The following is a 17,424-nucleotide window of genomic DNA, read 5'->3' as shown; positions in this document are numbered from 1 at the left end:
AATAATATGGCAATTTTACAATTCATAAAACCCGATAAAGTAATTTTACTTAACTCTGATGAATTTAAAGGTCAATTCGAATTTAGACCTCTAGAACCAGGTTTCGGGCTTACAATCGGTAATGCTTTGAGAAGAGTGTTGCTTTCTTCTCTGGAAGGATACGCTATTTCATCTATCAAAATAGAAGGTGTAGAGCACGAATTTTCAACTATTCCAGGAGTAATCGAAGACGTTACCGAAATTATTCTTAACCTTAAGCAGGTAAGATTAAAATCTACAGCAGAAAACCAGACGAATGAGCAGGTTGTTGCTAAAGTTACGGGACAGACGATTATTACTGCTGGAGATTTAGGTAAATCAGTAAACGGATTTGAGATTCTAAATCCAGATTTAGTGATCTGTAACCTAAACAGTGATGTAACTTTCGAAATCACTTTCAATGTAGAGAAAGGTAGAGGGTATGTTCCATCGGAACAAAATAAGACAAACAATGCACCTGTAGGTACTATTGCTATTGACTCTATTTTTACCCCTATTAAGAAAGTACAATACAGTATTGAAAATTATCGTGTAGAGCAAAAGACAGACTACGAAAAACTTGTATTAGATATAGAAACTGACGGGTCTATTAGCCCTCAAAATGCTTTAACAGAAGCTTCTAAGATATTAATTTATCACTTCATGTTGTTCTCTGATGAGAGAATCACGCTTGAAACTGAAGCCGTAAAAGCATCTATCCAATACGATGAAGAAACTCTTCACACAAGACAACTTCTTAAGTCTAAATTAGCAGATATGGATCTTTCAGTAAGAGCCCTTAACTGTCTAAAAGCGGCTGAAGTAGAAACTCTTGGAGAATTGGTTTCTTACAGTAAGTCTGATTTGATGAAATTCAGAAATTTTGGTAAAAAATCTTTGACAGAACTCGAAGAATTAGTGCATTCAAAAGGTCTTAACTTCGGTTTCGACGTTGCAAAATATAAGTTAGACGCTGATAAATAATTAATAATGAGACACGGTAAAAAATTCAATCACTTAGGAAGAACAGCTTCTCATAGAAGTGCTTTACTTTCTAATATGGCTTGTTCTCTAATTGAGCATAAGAGAATCAACACTACTGTAGCTAAAGCAAAAGCTTTAAGAGTATATGTTGAGCCTCTTTTAACAAAGGCAAAAGAAGATACTACACACAATAGAAGAATTGTTTTTTCATATCTTCAAAGTAAAGAAGCAGTTACTGAACTTTTCAGATCAGTAGCTCCTAAAATCGCAGAAAGAAACGGAGGTTACACAAGAATCATCAAGACTGGTTTCAGACAAGGTGATGCTGCTGACATGGCTCTTATTGAGCTAGTTGATTTCAACGAGCTTTACAACCCTAATGCTGACGAGAAAAAGACTACTAGAAGAAGTAGAAGAGCTACAACAACTGCTAAGAAAGAAGCTGTAGTTGCTGATGCTCCTAAAGTAGAAGAAAAAGTTGAAGAGCCTAAGGCAGAAGCAACTGATTCTACAGAGGAAAAAACTGCAGAATAATATTCTCAGATATAAATAAAAAACCGTTCAGATTTCTGAACGGTTTTTTTATGCCTTAGATTTTTGTTCTTTTCAATTCAATAATGTTATTCCCTTGCTCAAGGTGAAGGCTATCTCCTTTTACTCTAGCCGTCATATCATCTTTTTTATAAACGGTTTCATCACCTTTCGTCTCTGTTTTAGGTAAAGTGAATGTTTTTTTATTGCTCGTAATAGCAACCGTACTTTCTTTCGGATCGTTTTTGAAAACTACTTTTACTAAAGCACCGTCTGTTGCTTTATAAACGAAATCCGTCTTTTCTGTTTTTTGACCATTCACTTCTACAGTAGATGAACTTACTGTTGAAGAATCTATTTTCCCATTATTATCTACAACAGTTGTTTCTGAACTGTCAGATTTGATAACGCTTTTATTTCCGCTTTCAGTTTTATTGCAGCTAACTAATGATAAAGCTACCAATGAAACTGTGATTAAAAGTCCTTTTTTCATAGTATATAATTTTTTAATGTATTTTAAAATAGGTTGTCTATAGTTAATGAATTACAGCAAATTTAACAAAACAAAAAACAAACCAATAATTATTATTTAAATCCAAAGATTATGTAAATCTGTAATTGAATTATCATAAATACTTAAATAATATGGCTGTGATTAATTATTCATTTTTTATGTAGATTTGTAAAAACCACAAGTAATATGATGAAGACTAAGCTTAAGTATGTATGGACATTCTTATTAATTCTAACTACTGTTTCCGCTTTCTCCCAAAAAATCAATAAGAATTTTGAAATCAAAGATGGACATTTTTTACTGAATGGAAAGCCATTTTCCATTTATTCCGGAGAACTTCATTATCCCAGAGTTCCTTCCCAATATTGGAAGCATAGATTGCAAATGATGAAAGCAATGGGACTAAATACAGTTACCACCTATGTTTTCTGGAATTACCATGAAGAAACTCCTGGCAAATGGAACTTTTCAGGAGAGAAAGACTTACAACAATTTATAAAAACAGCGCAAGAAGTTGGATTGTATGTCATTATCCGACCGGGACCTTATGTATGTGCTGAATGGGAATTTGGGGGGTATCCTTGGTGGTTACAAAATATTAAAGGACTGAAAATTCGTGAAGACAATGATCAATTCCTAATCGAAACAAAAAAATATATTACGCAGCTATATAATCAGGTAAAAGACTTACAAATTACCAATGGAGGGCCTGTAATTATGGTTCAGGCAGAGAATGAATTCGGGTCATTTGTATCACAGCGTAAAGATATTCCATTGGCAAGCCATCGTACGTATAACGCCAAAATTGTCAAGCAACTTAAAGATGCAGGATTTAGCGTACCTCTATTTACGTCTGATGGGTCATGGTTATTTGAAGGAGGAAGTGTTGTAGGAGCTTTGCCCACTGCTAATGGAGAAGATAATGTTGAGAATCTGAAAAAGATCGTTAATCAGTATAACAATAATCAGGGACCCTATATGGTTGCCGAATTCTATCCTGGTTGGTTAGGACACTGGGCGGAGGAATTTCCAAGAGTGGATGCCACCACGGTTGCTCGCCAAACGAATAAATATTTAAAGAATGATGTCTCTTTCAACTATTACATGGTACATGGCGGAACTAATTTTGGGTTTACCAACGGAGCAAACTATGATAAGAACCATGATATTCAACCTGATTTAACTTCATATGATTACGATGCACCCATCACCGAAGCAGGTTGGAGAACACCGAAGTATGACTCACTACGCGCCGTTATCTCAAAACATACAAAAGCTAAACTTCCGGAAATTCCTGCACCGATAAAAGTTATCGAGATAAAAGATATTCAATTAAATAAGGTATATAATCTGTTTAATTATGCTGCAGGGCAAGAGATCATTAAAAGCGACAAGCCTCAATCTTTTGAAGAACTCAATCAGGGACATGGATATGTTTTGTATCGCCGTCACTTTAATCAGCCTATTAAAGGGATACTAGATTTGAAAGGCTTACGTGACTATGCAACAATTTACATCAACGGAGAAAAAGTAGGAGAACTCAATAGGTATTACAACCAATATACAATGCCTATTGATATTCCTTTTAATGCTAAATTGGAGATTTTGGTAGAGAATTGGGGCAGAATTAATTATGGTGAACGTATTAACGAAAATACAAAAGGTATTATCTCAGCAGTTAAAATAGGAGATACCGAAATTACCGGGAATTGGGAAATGACTAAATTACCTTTCTTAAATGATTTTGCATCTACTATTAAAGCAAAACCTGTTGACGAAGGAAAGCAAGTGAAATTAAAAGATGTTCCGACAGTTTATCAAGGGGAATTTGATTTAAATGAAGTCGGAGATACATTTATTGATATGCAAAAATGGGGAAAGGGAGTAATCTTTGTTAACGGAAAAAATATTGGGCGTTTCTGGAAACAAGGACCACAACAGACTCTTTATATTCCCGGTGTATGGCTTAAGAAAGGAAAGAATGAAGTTATTATTTTCGATCAGCTCAACGAAACGGTGCAAACGAAAGTTTCAACGGTTAAAACTCCAATTTTGGATCAACTTGCAAAATAATTCGCATTAAATTTATCGATAGATTGCTATAATTTCAATAGTAATTAGTATTTATTAAAAAATATTCTTAAAATATTTCATTTTTGTATTGAAAATTTGTTAAATTTAATAAACTTAAAAACTAAACATAACCAAGGACTCAAAACTTTAATATTACACAAAGGTGTAATTGATTCTGCTTTGTTTTCTGTCGAAATTTGTCTCAAACTAAAAGAATATGAGCATTTCCATAGCAATCGTAGAAGACGAAAGAAACTACAACAATGCGTTGAAGAAGGTCATCAATTACCAGAGTGACATGAAAGTTGTTGCTCAATTTTTTGACGGGAATACTGCATTGAAAAATCTTTCGGATATTTCTCCGGATGTTGTCATGATGGATATCCAGCTGCAAGATATGCTCGGGATTGATATTATTGAAAAACTGAATAAGGAAATGCCAAGCACCCAATTTATCATGTGTACAAGTTTCGAAGAGGACGATAAGGTTTTCAGTTCTTTAAAAGCGGGAGCAATGGGATATCTTGTGAAAGGAGAAAGTATGGATAAAATTCTTTCCTCTATTCGAGATGTCTATAACGGTGGTGCACCAATGAGCTTTTCTATTGCCCGAAAAGTATTACATCATTTTGAAAGAAAATCCTCTGAAGTAAAAGGCTTAGACGAACTCACCGAACGCGAAAAAGAAATCCTAGAACTTTTATCTCAAGGTCTTCTCTACAAAGAAATTGCCGACAAAAAATTTATCAGTATCGACACCGTAAAAAAACACGTCGGAAACATCTACAGAAAACTTCACGTTAATAACAAAGTGGAGGCTGTTAATAAATTTAACCATTTTAAAAACTAAAAACTATGAATTTTTCAAAAATAATTTCTGCATTGATAATCTTGAATTTTGTGATACTAAGTTGTGTAAATAAGCAAAATAAAACAGTCATTACTAAGAATAAGAGTTATTCAGTTGATACTATGGCTGCTTTTAGAGAGAAAATCCCAAGTAATATTGAAAAGCAATATTTAGAAAAGTTTGACTCGGTTGCAAATAGAAATCCAAATTTGCAAAAAAAAATAACATTAAATTATAAAGAATTTAAAAATCTTATATTAAAAAATAGCAAGTATTCTAAAGTCAAGTTTTTCTTTATACAAGAAAATAATAAGTCGAAACTAAATATTGGTATTGCTTTTTCTAATAATTCTGACTATACCGATATTAGTTCTGATCAAAAATTTTTACTAAGTAATAATTACTTTGTAAATGATGAAAAATTAAAAGATAAAATAAATATTTACAAATCATCTTTGGTAAAACAAATAGGTATAAATGGGAATCATGTTACAGAATGTGTAATTTATAATATGTATGATATTGAAAAATATTTCATAAATATAGAAAGCAAAAAAAATGCAATATTAAAACTAGATTTCTTAATGATCTACTTTTGTAAGGCTAAAGAAGATGACGGTAGTAATTATACTGAAGTTAGTGAAAACAAGTTTGATAAAATTTCATTTGCTGTGCATGCTATATATGATAACGGTTTTACAGATATTGGATATGATGCGGGTGATTTAAAGCCATAAATAATGTTAATAGGAATTGTTTATAAAATAGTATTATTATTTCCACTTATAAAATCATTTATTTTGGGTAGAAGATATTCGTTTTCTACCCAAAATAATCTTTTTATATATCTATTAGTTACTTCAGTCAATGAATGGGTTTCGTTTGTAAGAAATTTAATTAATTCAAATATAAAAGTAGGGCTACAATATAATCTCTACTTTATATTTTGTATTTTCTTTTTTTCTTTCTTTTTTTTTAAACTTTTTGCAGGGATAATGAAAAAAATATTAATATTAGTAACTATTTTTTCATTAGGATATATTTTGGCATTCACCAACTATTTAAGTGAAGACTTTGATAAGAAAATTGGTATTATTATTACCTTATTTTATATTGTAATTTCTTTACTATGGTTTTATCATAAAATATCTTTTTTCGATAAATATAAAATTAATAATGATCCTATATTTTGGATTTCTACTGCTTTATTAATGTGGAGTTGCTTTTTTCTCTTTAGAGTTACTCCTATGTTTTATTTTGCAAAAGAAGATAATGAATTTCTTCAATTTTTACGTGTGGGACAGAATATTATTAATATCGGTATGTATATTATGTTTTATGTAGCACTGATGAAATATGAAAAGAAATTAAAGTTATGACTCATATTCAAGATGATATAAAACTAGCTTACATTATTGCAATCTCAATAATGATGTTGTTTTTTTGCTTTATCATTTTTGTAGTTTTAATGTACAATAAAAGACAATTATTAAATTTAAAAGAAAACCAGCTCAAAGAATCCGAATATCAAAACCAGCTCCTCCAAAAAGAACTTGAAAAACAAAAATCCATAGAGCAAGAACGAGAGAGAATTTCACATGATATGCATGATGATCTCGGTGCAGGGATTTCTGCTTTAAAGCTCCAAGCAGAATTCTTGAAACAGCGAGCCGAAGATGAAGATTTAAAAAGTGATATCGATGAACTTCTAAAAACTTCCGAGGAAATGAATCTTTCTATGAGGGAAATGCTTTGGAGTTTAAACTCCGGAAATGACACGTTGGGTAGTTTTATGGATTACTCAAAAATGTATGCTTATAATTTTCTAAAGAAAACTAAAATTCAATTGAATATAGTAGAGGATGGGATCATTTTTGAAACTACCATTACGACCGAACAAAGACGGAATTTATTTCTATGTTTAAAAGAAGCCTTGAATAATGCTTACAAACACAGCGAATCTAATCAGCTGAAGCTTTCGTTTATCCAAAAAGAGAAAAAATTCATGATGAAAATATCAGATAACGGAATAGGAATCAATCATGAAAAATCTGAAGGAAACGGACTACGAAATATGAAACGTAGGATGCAGGAGCAAAATGGGCACTGTGAAGTTACCACGGAAAACGGAACCCATTTATTTTTTAGAATAGAGTTGTAATTAATTTTTAAGTTCAATATAGCAGTATCATTTTTTAATGGTGCTGCTTTTTTTGTTGCTAGAATCACCCGTTTGTGTAATTGACAGAGGCTTGTTTTAAGAGGAACTTTGGAGTATAAATTAAAAATTAATAGCCATGAAAAAACTCAATGAAATTACAGCAATAATTGGATCTAAAAAATTCATGAATAATCGTTTAGAATCTTTAAAGATAGGTGATATTCCAGGTAATGTGCTTGATACAATGTATGTGTGTTCTGATAATTCTGAAGATGTTACTATTTCAGTTACAATTACAGGAAATGTTATACATGGAGATACTTTTACAGAATTGGATGGAATAGATGTGGAGAGTAGTAATACATCTTTTCTAATTGGCAGTAATAAGGACATTAAAGGGAAAAAATTAATACTTAATAAATCTGTGAGTGGTAATCAAGGAGAAGTGTGTGTGCTGACTGTTTATGTAAAAGGAGGATATAAAAATATACCCTTTCATCTTACTACAAAGGTTAATAGCTCAGGAGTTCTATATTTTTTTGTAACGCTAAAATTTATATAAAATGAAACCAACTAAAAAATTATTAATAATCTTTTGTTTTGTTCATTTTTTTAGTTTGGCTTTTGCCCAAAACGAAACAAAAGAAGGAATCGTTAATACAGATGTTTTAAAAGTACTTGCTTCGCCTGCATCCAATCTTTTAAATATTGCAAGTAGCGAGATTAATAAGCCTACAGATGTAGCGAATTTAATGATGAACCTAAAAAACCTTCCTTTAAACTTTATAAATAATGGTGGTTTTGCAATTGATATTGCTCCATATTGGCTTTTTCCAAGTAAAGAGAAAAATAAGTCAATAAACAGTATGCTGCTTAAAAATGACAGTATTAAATATGCTATTCCTCAAACCTTTGTTTTTTCTTTCGCAGTAAGGAATACTAATGATTCACAAGAAGAACAAATCCCTATAAATTCTATTTTTACAGCAGTTGGGTTTAAATTTTCTATAAAAAGAGGAAATCCTGATTCTACCACTAATTCTAGTTTTGAAAGAATTAAAAGAATGTTGAATCAGCATAATATGACATTGAGGGAAATTAATAGTAAAGTTGAAAATAGCACAAAATATAAAGAATTTGTTGTTGAGAGAGATATGTTGCTTAATACTATGGCTAAAAAAAAGTATCTTAAAAACTTTTATCAACTTTCTGCTGCTGAAAAAAATGAAATTTTATATGACCCAATATATAAGTTGTGGGAAAGTGTTTTTCGTTTATGGAAAGAACAAGAGATAAACCATTTAGTGTATGAGGATAATGAAATGCTTAGAAGAAATGCAGAAGAAATAAAAAGTATAAATTTTAAAATTAATCGTACAGGTTTTCTCTGGGACTTCGCTGGCGGTACAAGTATCCAATTCAAAGAAAAACGTTTTAATAACTCTAAAATATATAACGCAGGTTTGTGGACCGTTTTAGGTTATGCAACCAAAGAATCAGGAACTCCGCTTTTCCTTTTAAGGTATATGTACAATCCTAAAAACGATTGGTTGACTGTAGAAGATTTTAAACCACAAGGTAACTTTTCCACTTTTGATGCAGGTGTAAAATATGAATATTCACCTAAAGATTCAAAATTTACAGGAAGTGTAGAAGGTTTATACAGAAGCTTTATTTCTGGCTCAGATTTAAAGCCTACATGGAAGTGTGTTTTGAATTTAGATTATGCAATATTTGCCAATCAGCATTTAACCCTTTCTTTAGGTAAAGATTTTGACAATAATATTATTAAAAAAGGAAATGTAATTGCAGGAATTTCATTTTTGAGCGGTATAGGAACTAAGAGAAAGATTCAATAAAAATGTTTTTCTTGCTGAATCCTAATTAGATTAAATAGTTAAAATAATTCTCCAATACTTTTTAAAGACTTGGAGAATTATTCATTTTTAAATCAATGATTTATTATAACTTCAAAATTAACTTAAATTTAACTCAGGATAAACGTATAAATTGGCTCTTCAGTGCTTCCAAAACTTAAAAATTGATTAAATTTGTATAAACTATAAAAAAACGGAAAAATGAGTTACATTTCTTATATAGAAGCGAGACAAATTTTGGATTCAAGAGGAAATCCTACAATAGAAGTAGATGTATTTACTGAAAGCGGTGCAATGGGCCGTGCAGCAGTTCCTTCGGGAGCTTCTACAGGAGAACATGAAGCAGTTGAATTACGTGATGGTGGTTCAGAATATATGGGGAAAGGAGTTCTTAAAGCTGTTGAAAATGTAAGAGAGGTAATAGCACCTGAATTAGTGGGTCTTCCTGTTTTTGATCAGAATCTTTTAGATCAGATCATGATAGAATTAGATGGAACACACAATAAAGGAAGTCTTGGAGCTAACGCAATCCTTGGAGTTTCTTTGGCAGCAGCAAAAGCAGCAGCAGCAGAATTGAAAATGCCTTTATATAAATATGTAGGTGGTGTTAATGCAAACACCCTTCCTGTTCCTATGATGAACTTGATCAATGGTGGTTCTCACTCTGATGCTCCTATTGCATTTCAGGAATTTATGGTAATGCCGGTAAAAGCAGACTCTTTCTCTCATGCATTGAGAAAAGGAACTGAGATTTTCCACAACCTAAAAGCGATTCTTCATTCTAGAGGTTTATCTACTGCGGTAGGTGACGAAGGTGGTTTTGCACCAACTTTCAAAGGAACTGAAGATGCTTTGGATACTTTGCTTCAGGCAATTGAAAAAGCAGGTTACAAGCCTGGTGATGATGTAATGATCGCATTAGACTGTGCTGCTTCAGAATTCTATAAAGACGGAATCTATGACTACAGAAAATTCCAGACTCCGGATGCTGCACAATTTTCAAGCAGCGAGCAGGTTTCTTACCTTGCTGAATTGGCAAACAAATATCCAATCATTTCTATCGAAGACGGTATGCAGGAAAATGACTGGGAAGGTTGGAAAATGTTAACGGATAAAATTGGTGACAGAGTACAGTTAGTAGGAGACGATTTATTCGTAACTAATGTTGAAAGATTAGCAAGAGGAGTAGAAGAAGGCATTGCAAACTCAATCCTTGTAAAAGTAAACCAAATTGGTACTCTTTCTGAAACAATGGCAGCTGTACAAATGGCTCAACATAATAAATTCACTTCAGTAATGTCTCACAGATCAGGAGAAACTGAAGATTCTACAATCGCTGATTTGGCTGTTGCAATGAATTGCGGACAGATCAAAACAGGTTCAGCTTCAAGATCAGACAGAATGGCGAAGTATAATCAACTATTAAGAATTGAAGAAGCACTTGGTGATACTGCAATTTTCCCAGGAATGAATGCTTTTAAGATAAAAAGATAATTGATATTATAAATAACGGCAAACGATAATTTTTGTTTGCCGTATTTTATGGAATTTAGTAAATTTAGAAAAAAATAAATAATGTCAGACAACAAAGTAATATTGAATTACGACGGTAATTCATATGAATATCCAATCGTGGATAGTACTATCGGAGACAGAGGGATCGATATTTCAAAACTAAGAGACCAAACAGGTTTAATCACTCTAGATTTAGGTTACAAAAATACAGGAGCTACACTTAGTGACATCACTTACTTAGACGGGGATAAAGGGGAATTATACTACAGAGGATACCCTATTGAACAAATTGCAGAGAAGTCTAACTTTACAGAGGTAATGTACCTTTTGTTACACGGTGAGTTACCAACTGAAGGCCAATTCAACACTTTTAACGGTAATATTAAAAAATCATCGATGCTTTCCCTCGTTCTGCTCATCCAATGGGAGTTTTATCTTCTTTAACTTCTGCATTAACTGCCTTTAACCCTAAAGCGGTAAATGTTAATTCTAAAGAAGAGATGGATCATGCTGCTGAATTGATGATTGCTAAGTTCTCTCACCTTTGTGCTTGGACATATAGAAAAAGTCAAGGTTTGCCGCTTAACCACGGAGATAACAATCTTAACTATGTAGAGAACTTCTACAAAATGGCTTTCAGATTACCAAATGCTGATTTTGATATGAATCCTGTGGTAGTTCAAGCGTTAGATAAATTATTAATCCTTCATGCTGACCACGAACAAAACTGTTCTACATCTACTGTAAGAATGGTAGGTTCTGCACACACAGGTCTTTTTGCTTCAGTTTCTGCTGGTATTTCTGCACTTTGGGGTCCACTTCACGGTGGGGCAAACCAAGCGGTAATCGAAATGCTTGAATTGATTGAAAAAGATGGTGGAGATGTAAACAAGTGGGTTGCAAAAGCAAAAGATAAAAATGATAGCTTCCGTTTAATGGGATTCGGACACAGAGTTTACAAAAACTTCGACCCAAGAGCGAAAATTATCAAAAAAGCTGCTGATGATTTATTAAGTGCATTAGGAATTGAAGACAAAGCGTTGGATATTGCGATGCAGTTAGAAAAAGTAGCACTAGAAGATGAGTACTTCATCGAAAGAAAATTATATCCAAACGTAGATTTCTATTCAGGAATCATCTACAGAGCGTTAGGAATTCCTACAGAAATGTTTACCGTAATGTTTGCATTAGGAAGACTTCCAGGATGGATTGCTCAATGGAAAGAAATGAGAATCAAAGGAGACCCAATCGGAAGACCAAGACAGGTTTACCAAGGAGCTCAAAAAAGAGACTATATCGATTTAGTAAACAGATAATATTTGTTTCAGATAAATACAAATCCCAAAGTTATGCTTTGGGATTTTTTGTTTTATACGTTTTGAAGGTATTGTTTAATGATTATCCGAACGGAAAATTCTTTGTGAATCTTGTTGAAAAGAGTGCCTTTTCCTTGAATATGTCTATTAGTTTTTATGCATCATTAAGCAAGTTATTTTTTTATTTCAAATATGAGTCACTTTTTAAATTTATTTTTCTGTTGTTTTTTGGATGGTTATTGATGTTTTTACACCTTGAATCATAATCATCGAGCCCCTTTTTGTTTCAATGAAGTATTGTAAAATCTCACCATTTTCCAGTTCAACCTTTCCAAAAGTAACATCTTCATCGTCACTTTTAAATTCACCATACAATTTATTTTTAGCATTAATTAAACTGCCAAAATGAAGAATTCCATTTTTATTGGTAATCAGTTTTCTGGATGTTAAAATGCTAAAATTATCAGAATCAATAATTGTTGAACAAATAATTAATTCATCATTATGTAACTCGAAAGGATAGTTTTGAAATAAAATTTTAGAATCATTCTCATAAAAAGCTGCCCATTTGAAAGCATAGGGCTTCATGGTGCTTCTTTTAATTTTAGCAATACAAATTCTATGAATGGATTTATCAGATTTTTTCATTCTATTTTTAATGAATGACTAAAATACAAAAGTTTTAACTACGAGTTATATAGTAGGAATAGTTCCCCCGTCAATCACATACTCAGTTCCGGTTAAATAGCTTGCTCTTGGTGAAACTAAAAATCCCACAAATTCAGCAATATCTTCGGGTTGCGCAGGTCTTCCGATGGGGATTCCGCCTAATGCATCCATCACACTTTGAGTTGCCTGTTCAATGGTTGAATTTGAACTTTCTGCAATTCGTTCCATCATTCTGATAGCAGAATCTGTCATAATCCAACCTGGTGAAACCGTCAGTACGCGAACTCCTTTTGCTGAAACTTCCTTAGATAAGCCTTTGCTGTAATTAATAAGACCTGCTTTTGCCGCTGCGTAAGGTAAAGTAGAATCATAAAGTGGTAATCTTCCCTGAATTGAGGCAATATGAATAATTACGCCCTGTTTTTGCGTAGTCATTTGCGGTAAAAATCCTCTGTCTAAACGAACCGGAGCTAATAAATTCGTTTGAATAGTACTTTCCCAATCTTCATCTGTTAAAACCGAGTAGCCTCCGCCCGGAGTTTCAGAACCTCCTAATGTATTCACCAAAATATCAAGCCTTCCATATGTTGATAAAACTTCATCAACAACTTTTTGAGTACCTTCAGGCTTACTTAGATCTGCTGAAATGAAATGTATCTTTTCATTCATTGCTTCGGGATGGTTCCTTGCTGTTACAATTACGGTAGCCCCAGCGTTTAGTAATCTTTCTGCAATGGCTTTTCCTGTACCTTTGGTTCCGCCTGTTACCAATGCTATTGTGTTGCTTAATTCATTATTAAAATTAAATTGCTCGTTCATATTTTTAAATTTTATACAAATTTCAGCAGTATGAAAGGTTTGTACAAGTACGGAATTACGATTCATATAGGGATAAATTTTTCCCTATTGCTAGTGTTGGAACATTGATTAATTTTGTTGAATGTATGAAAGAAAAATTCCTCCAAGTTTAAATTGCGGTCTTGACTTAATTGGTGAAGTTCTTTATGGAAAGTGGAAGATCCGTTTGTTATGGTTTATCAATGAAGGGTATCAAAGACCAAGTGAACTGCAACGTAAAATTCCTGATGCTTCCCGAAGAGTGTTGAATATGCAGTTGAAAGAATTGGAAGATCATGAGCTTGTGACGAAGAAGATATATCCTGTTGTTCCTCCAAAAGTTGAGTACAGCCTAACTGAATTTGGGTATACTTTAATTCCTGTTATTTCAGTTCTTGGAGAATGGGGAGATAAGAATGAAGCACGGCTTAGAACAGTTATCCTCAATCGATTAGAAAATATCGCTGAGAAATAATATTTTACATAATTATCTAAATTTACATCTCAGAAATCATTAAATTTACGTTTCATAAAAAGCTAATAAACAATGAGTTTCGGACAGCAAATGTTATTTTTCTTTAGTGTTATAGGAGCCTTTAACGGGCTTTTATTAGGCATTTATTTGTTGTTTGTTAAAAAATTAAAGCATATTCCGGATTTCTTTTTAGGATTAATTTTATTGACATTAAGCATCCGAGTAGGAATTTCGGTATGTATTTATTTCTATCCAGATTGGCCTAGCATTATTCCTCATTTGGGTTTGTCGGCACTATTTTTTACGGGTCCGGCTTTGTATTATTATATTCGTTCTTCTTTCTTGCAAGAGCAATTTGATCTTAAAAGTACAAGAAAATCTTTTGGCGTTCTGACACTAATTCTTGCTATGGTAGGGCTTTTATATTTAATTTTTCCTATTACTTGGGATACCTATTTTGCGAGATTTATTTATGGGATATGGACGGTTTTCATTTTTCTATCTGTTTATGAATATTATATTTTTTCGAAAAAAGATGCTAAGAAACCGGCTCAATTTATCCTCCCTATTGTAGTAAGTAATGTGATTATCTTTTTAGCCTATCAACTGATGTCCACAGGATTGATTCAGGTATATTGTGCGGGTGGAAGTCTTGTCTTTTCTTTGGTTTTATATGGGAATGTTTTGATCTTATTCAATAATAAAAACAGATCCGTAGCAGTAAAAGAAGAAAGCAAATATTCTAATAAAAAGATACCGGATCAACAGGCTGAAAACTTTGTCTCAAAATTAGAACGGTTGATGAATATGGAAGAACTATATAAAAATCCGAATTTAAAATTGAGTGATCTTGCTATGGAAATGAATATCTCGGCGCATCAGCTTTCCCAATTATTAAATGATAATTTGGGTAAAAGTTTTTCAATCTATATCAATGAATACAGAATTGGTGAAGCATGCGAAAAGATTGAAAATGGCTCTTATCTAAAATTTGAAGAAATAGGATATGAGGTTGGATTCAATTCTAAATCTACATTTTTCTCTACCTTCAAGAAAATAAAAAATACAACACCACTTTTATATAAGCAATCTCAACTGGCTTCTGAGCCTAGGTTTCAGGGTTTAGATTTATAATTCTGTACTTCGGAATTTAAACTTCAAAACCTCCTTTTCATCGATCTCCAATACTTTTGGTTTCATAAAATTTAAAGTTTATGTACGCCAAATTATGGATTTTTATCTTGTTGCTATTCGTATCATTTTTAGCAAAATCTCAAGAAATTCTCAATGCTAAGGTTTCGGATTCCATACAGCAAAAAGATTCGATTGCAACAATTTCAGAGGTTATTATTCAATCTTCTCGGAGAGATGTAAAACTCAATCAAGGAAATATTGTGATGAATGTTTCCGGGAATAAAGATTTTAAAACATCAACTAACATTCTCGAAGTTTTAAGAAAAACACCAGGAGTGACGGTAGATTCTGAGGATGGAATTTTTATTGGAGGAAGAATGAGCCCTGCCATTTTTATTAATGGAAAACCTGTTGTAATGAGCAATCAGGAATTGCAGTCTTACCTGAGATCTCTGTCGCCGGAAATGGTGGAATCTATTGAAGTAAACACCAATCCATCTTCAAAATATGATGCGGAATTTAAAGGAATTATTGATATTAAATTAAAGAAAAATACCAATTTGGGCTGGAAAGGAAGCTATATTGGAAACACAAGCATCAATAGATTTAGTTATAGAGAAAATAGCCTGAGCCTTTCTTACAACACAGAGAAAATTGGCTATAATCTGCTGTTAGGCTATAACAATGGAATCTCAATATATCGTTATAATGCGCTACAACGTTTAGCAAATACAAACGTTATGAGAACCCAGGCTTACCAAAAAGATGATGCAGAAGTGTATGCGATTCAGTTGGGAGTTGATTATAAATTGAACGACAAAAATAGAGTGGGAGTGAATCTAAGAGGAAATTTTAGAGAGAGTGACCGGATTCGCTTAGGCTCACTCTATACAGTAAATAAAGATGAAACTCAATTGGTTTTTAATACAGAAAGTAAAAATCCTACGAACTATTTTCAAGATAATTATGGGCTCGCTACAGATTATTCTTTCCAACATAAAAATTTTAAGCTAAGCTTTTTAGGCAATTATCTTTCGGTCGAAAATAAACAAAAAGATGATTTTACGAATAGCGATAAGCCGACTTCACAGCTTTTATCCTATTGGAAATCTGATCTTCTCAACAAGATTCGTATTTATACAGGGCAAGTTGATATTTCTCAGAAAATAGGGGATGCTACCTTTGAGGCAGGTATTAAATTCAGTGATACTAAAACGAATAATATGATCAGATACGATACATTGTCGGTTAATAAGCAATTTGTTTTCGATCCTACACGGAGTAATCAATTTTCATATCAAGAGAAAATATGGGCAGGATATTGGGGATACAGTCAGAAATTTAATAAGCTTCAGATTAATGCAGGATTAAGATTTGAAAATACTCAAAGCGTTTCTCATGCAGTAACGATAGATTCTGTTGTCTCAAGAAATTATCTGAAATGGCTGCCTTCTTTTAGTGCGAGCTATGCATTCAACAAATCTAGTGAGCTTTCCTTTTCTTATAGTAGAAAAATTACAAGACCGGTTTTTTCACAGCTGAATCCGTTCAGATTTTATTTTAGTCCGCTGAATTATTGGATTGGGAATCCTTACCTGCAGCCCTCTTTTACCAATCAAATCAAATCAACGTATCGATATAAAAACTGGGTGACATCTTTCACCATAGGAAAAGAAACAGATGTTATGACGCGGTATCCTATCTATAATCCTGAAACCAATGTGCTGGAATATTTAGGAACGAATTTACCTTATCGTAATTTTGCTACTTTAGAAATAAGTTTTCCTGTGAAGATAGCAAAGTGGTGGAACATAAACACTCAGATCGCGGGATATTACAATCATGAATTTAGACCGTATCTTGATGAAGTTTTTGCATTGAAAATTTATAATTATGAGGTAAGATTCAATCAGGTTTTCTCTTTACCTAAAGGCTATACAATTAATATTTTTGCCAATTATGAATCTAAAACCGGGAATAGTTTATACATTATTAAACCAAGATATACCGTTGATATTTCAGTGCAAAAAGCATGGTTTGATAATAAGCTGAATACGAAAGTGAGTTTTAATAATATTTTTGATTCTTATGATCAACGGTTAGAATTCAGACATAAACAAATTATGGATAACCGACTTACCCATTGGTGGGATACCCAAAAGTTAATTTTGTCTTTAAGTTATAATTTTGGAAGCTCGAAATATCAGACAAAAGATATACAGAAGACAGAAGAAGAAAACAGAGCCAGATAAAAGAAAACCTGCTTAGAAAAAGCAGGTTTATTATTTTTTGATTACGGACAAACACAGTTACCGCAAGTCCAAATTCGGCATGATCCATCGTCATTCCATTCACAGCAGTATCTTGGTCCGCCGATTCCAATGCCTCCTTTAATTGATTTTTGTTGATCTCTTCCTAGTTTTTGTGCATGTTTTAGCACGGGATTTTTCTTGTTCATGGTGTTGGTGTT

Annotated in this window: 16 protein-coding genes and 1 pseudogene; 14 read left to right on the top strand and 3 right to left on the bottom strand. The window is 32.7% G+C overall.

The annotated features are described in order from the left end of the window. Nucleotides 1-6: 6 nt before the first annotated feature. Complete coding sequence (locus AMQ68_RS18180) at nt 7-1,002, top strand: DNA-directed RNA polymerase subunit alpha (protein ID WP_054512031.1); 996 nt, start codon at nt 7-9, stop codon at nt 1,000-1,002. A gap of 6 nt (nt 1,003-1,008) precedes the next feature. Continuing rightward, nucleotides 1,009-1,536, top strand: coding sequence for a 50S ribosomal protein L17 (gene rplQ, locus AMQ68_RS18175; protein ID WP_054512030.1), 528 nt, complete (start codon nt 1,009-1,011; stop codon nt 1,534-1,536). Between the two features lie 55 nt (nt 1,537-1,591). Here the strand turns inward: rplQ and AMQ68_RS18170 are convergent, their stop codons facing one another. After that, on the bottom strand, nt 1,592-2,026 hold the full coding sequence (locus AMQ68_RS18170; RefSeq protein ID WP_054512029.1) for a hypothetical protein: 435 nt from the start codon (nt 2,024-2,026) through the stop codon (nt 1,592-1,594). A gap of 210 nt (nt 2,027-2,236) precedes the next feature. Between AMQ68_RS18170 and AMQ68_RS18165 the strand changes: the two genes are divergently transcribed. The 9 genes and pseudogenes from AMQ68_RS18165 (at nt 2,237) to AMQ68_RS18125 (ending at nt 11,839) form a co-directional block, all read left to right on the top strand. Beyond that, nucleotides 2,237-4,120, top strand: coding sequence for a beta-galactosidase family protein (locus AMQ68_RS18165; protein ID WP_054512028.1), 1,884 nt, complete (start codon nt 2,237-2,239; stop codon nt 4,118-4,120). A gap of 217 nt (nt 4,121-4,337) precedes the next feature. Next, a complete protein-coding gene (locus AMQ68_RS18160) occupies nt 4,338-4,970 on the top strand; it encodes a response regulator transcription factor (RefSeq protein ID WP_054512027.1) in 633 nt (210 codons plus the stop codon). Between the two features lie 5 nt (nt 4,971-4,975). Further along, on the top strand, nt 4,976-5,707 hold the full coding sequence (locus tag AMQ68_RS18155) for a hypothetical protein (RefSeq protein WP_054512026.1): 732 nt from the start codon (nt 4,976-4,978) through the stop codon (nt 5,705-5,707). A 258-nt stretch (nt 5,708-5,965) separates the two neighbouring features. Next, nucleotides 5,966-6,349: a hypothetical protein gene (locus AMQ68_RS25185; protein ID WP_144423943.1), complete on the top strand. Its 384-nt coding sequence runs from the start codon at nt 5,966-5,968 to the stop codon at nt 6,347-6,349. Then, nucleotides 6,346-7,131 carry a sensor histidine kinase gene (locus AMQ68_RS18145; protein ID WP_054512024.1) on the top strand — a complete coding sequence of 262 codons (786 nt, stop codon included), beginning with the start codon at nt 6,346-6,348 and terminating at the stop codon, nt 7,129-7,131. Before AMQ68_RS25185 ends, AMQ68_RS18145 begins: the two co-directional genes overlap by 4 nt. Nucleotides 7,132-7,267: 136 nt before the next feature. After that, nucleotides 7,268-7,693: a hypothetical protein gene (locus AMQ68_RS18140; RefSeq protein WP_054512023.1), complete on the top strand. Its 426-nt coding sequence runs from the start codon at nt 7,268-7,270 to the stop codon at nt 7,691-7,693. 1 nt (nt 7,694) lies between these two features. Beyond that, a complete protein-coding gene (locus AMQ68_RS18135) occupies nt 7,695-8,990 on the top strand; it encodes a hypothetical protein (RefSeq protein WP_054512022.1) in 1,296 nt (431 codons plus the stop codon). Nucleotides 8,991-9,209: 219 nt separating this feature from the next. After that, nucleotides 9,210-10,502, top strand: coding sequence for a phosphopyruvate hydratase (gene eno / locus AMQ68_RS18130; RefSeq protein WP_054512021.1), 1,293 nt, complete (start codon nt 9,210-9,212; stop codon nt 10,500-10,502). Nucleotides 10,503-10,583: 81 nt separating this feature from the next. After that, nucleotides 10,584-11,839 (top strand): annotated as a pseudogene (locus AMQ68_RS18125) (citrate synthase). Nucleotides 11,840-12,049: 210 nt separating this feature from the next. Here AMQ68_RS18125 and AMQ68_RS18120 read toward each other — a convergent pair. Beyond that, nucleotides 12,050-12,487, bottom strand: coding sequence for a hypothetical protein (locus AMQ68_RS18120; RefSeq protein ID WP_054512020.1), 438 nt, complete (start codon nt 12,485-12,487; stop codon nt 12,050-12,052). Between the two features lie 45 nt (nt 12,488-12,532). After that, nucleotides 12,533-13,327, bottom strand: a complete 795-nt coding sequence (locus AMQ68_RS18115) for an SDR family oxidoreductase (protein ID WP_054512019.1) — start codon at nt 13,325-13,327, stop codon at nt 12,533-12,535. Nucleotides 13,328-13,448: 121 nt separating this feature from the next. On the opposite strand from AMQ68_RS18115, the gene AMQ68_RS18110 reads away from it, so the two are divergent. The 3 genes from AMQ68_RS18110 (at nt 13,449) to AMQ68_RS18100 (ending at nt 17,206) form a co-directional block, all read left to right on the top strand. Next, nucleotides 13,449-13,820 (top strand): helix-turn-helix domain-containing protein, encoded by a 372-nt coding sequence (locus AMQ68_RS18110; protein ID WP_054512018.1) that lies wholly within the window; start codon nt 13,449-13,451, stop codon nt 13,818-13,820. Nucleotides 13,821-13,892: 72 nt separating this feature from the next. Continuing rightward, a complete protein-coding gene (locus AMQ68_RS18105; RefSeq protein WP_054512017.1) occupies nt 13,893-14,954 on the top strand; it encodes an AraC family transcriptional regulator in 1,062 nt (353 codons plus the stop codon). Nucleotides 14,955-15,034: 80 nt separating this feature from the next. Further along, nucleotides 15,035-17,206: a TonB-dependent receptor gene (locus AMQ68_RS18100; RefSeq protein WP_054512016.1), complete on the top strand. Its 2,172-nt coding sequence runs from the start codon at nt 15,035-15,037 to the stop codon at nt 17,204-17,206. Nucleotides 17,207-17,424 lie beyond the last annotated feature (218 nt).

The organism is Chryseobacterium sp. ERMR1:04 (assembly GCF_001297705.1).
GTDB lineage: Bacteria > Bacteroidota > Bacteroidia > Flavobacteriales > Weeksellaceae > Chryseobacterium.
Note: the sequence above shows the minus strand (reverse complement) of the source record. Positions and strands in the feature narration are given on the sequence as shown.

Bases quoted from the DNA above. Each gene is read 5' to 3' on its own strand.
- AMQ68_RS18180 (WP_054512031.1), top strand. From the start codon at position 7: ATGGCAATTTTACAATTCATAAAACCCGATAAAGTAATTTTACTTAAC.
- rplQ (WP_054512030.1), top strand. From the start codon at position 1,009: ATGAGACACGGTAAAAAATTCAATCACTTAGGAAGAACAGCTTCTCAT.
- AMQ68_RS18170 (WP_054512029.1), bottom strand. From the start codon at position 2,026: ATGAAAAAAGGACTTTTAATCACAGTTTCATTGGTAGCTTTATCATTA.
- AMQ68_RS18165 (WP_054512028.1), top strand. From the start codon at position 2,237: ATGAAGACTAAGCTTAAGTATGTATGGACATTCTTATTAATTCTAACT.
- AMQ68_RS18160 (WP_054512027.1), top strand. From the start codon at position 4,338: ATGAGCATTTCCATAGCAATCGTAGAAGACGAAAGAAACTACAACAAT.
- AMQ68_RS18155 (WP_054512026.1), top strand. From the start codon at position 4,976: ATGAATTTTTCAAAAATAATTTCTGCATTGATAATCTTGAATTTTGTG.
- AMQ68_RS25185 (WP_144423943.1), top strand. From the start codon at position 5,966: ATGAAAAAAATATTAATATTAGTAACTATTTTTTCATTAGGATATATT.
- AMQ68_RS18145 (WP_054512024.1), top strand. From the start codon at position 6,346: ATGACTCATATTCAAGATGATATAAAACTAGCTTACATTATTGCAATC.
- AMQ68_RS18140 (WP_054512023.1), top strand. From the start codon at position 7,268: ATGAAAAAACTCAATGAAATTACAGCAATAATTGGATCTAAAAAATTC.
- AMQ68_RS18135 (WP_054512022.1), top strand. From the start codon at position 7,695: ATGAAACCAACTAAAAAATTATTAATAATCTTTTGTTTTGTTCATTTT.
- eno (WP_054512021.1), top strand. From the start codon at position 9,210: ATGAGTTACATTTCTTATATAGAAGCGAGACAAATTTTGGATTCAAGA.
- AMQ68_RS18120 (WP_054512020.1), bottom strand. From the start codon at position 12,487: ATGAAAAAATCTGATAAATCCATTCATAGAATTTGTATTGCTAAAATT.
- AMQ68_RS18115 (WP_054512019.1), bottom strand. From the start codon at position 13,327: ATGAACGAGCAATTTAATTTTAATAATGAATTAAGCAACACAATAGCA.
- AMQ68_RS18110 (WP_054512018.1), top strand. From the start codon at position 13,449: ATGTATGAAAGAAAAATTCCTCCAAGTTTAAATTGCGGTCTTGACTTA.
- AMQ68_RS18105 (WP_054512017.1), top strand. From the start codon at position 13,893: ATGAGTTTCGGACAGCAAATGTTATTTTTCTTTAGTGTTATAGGAGCC.
- AMQ68_RS18100 (WP_054512016.1), top strand. From the start codon at position 15,035: ATGTACGCCAAATTATGGATTTTTATCTTGTTGCTATTCGTATCATTT.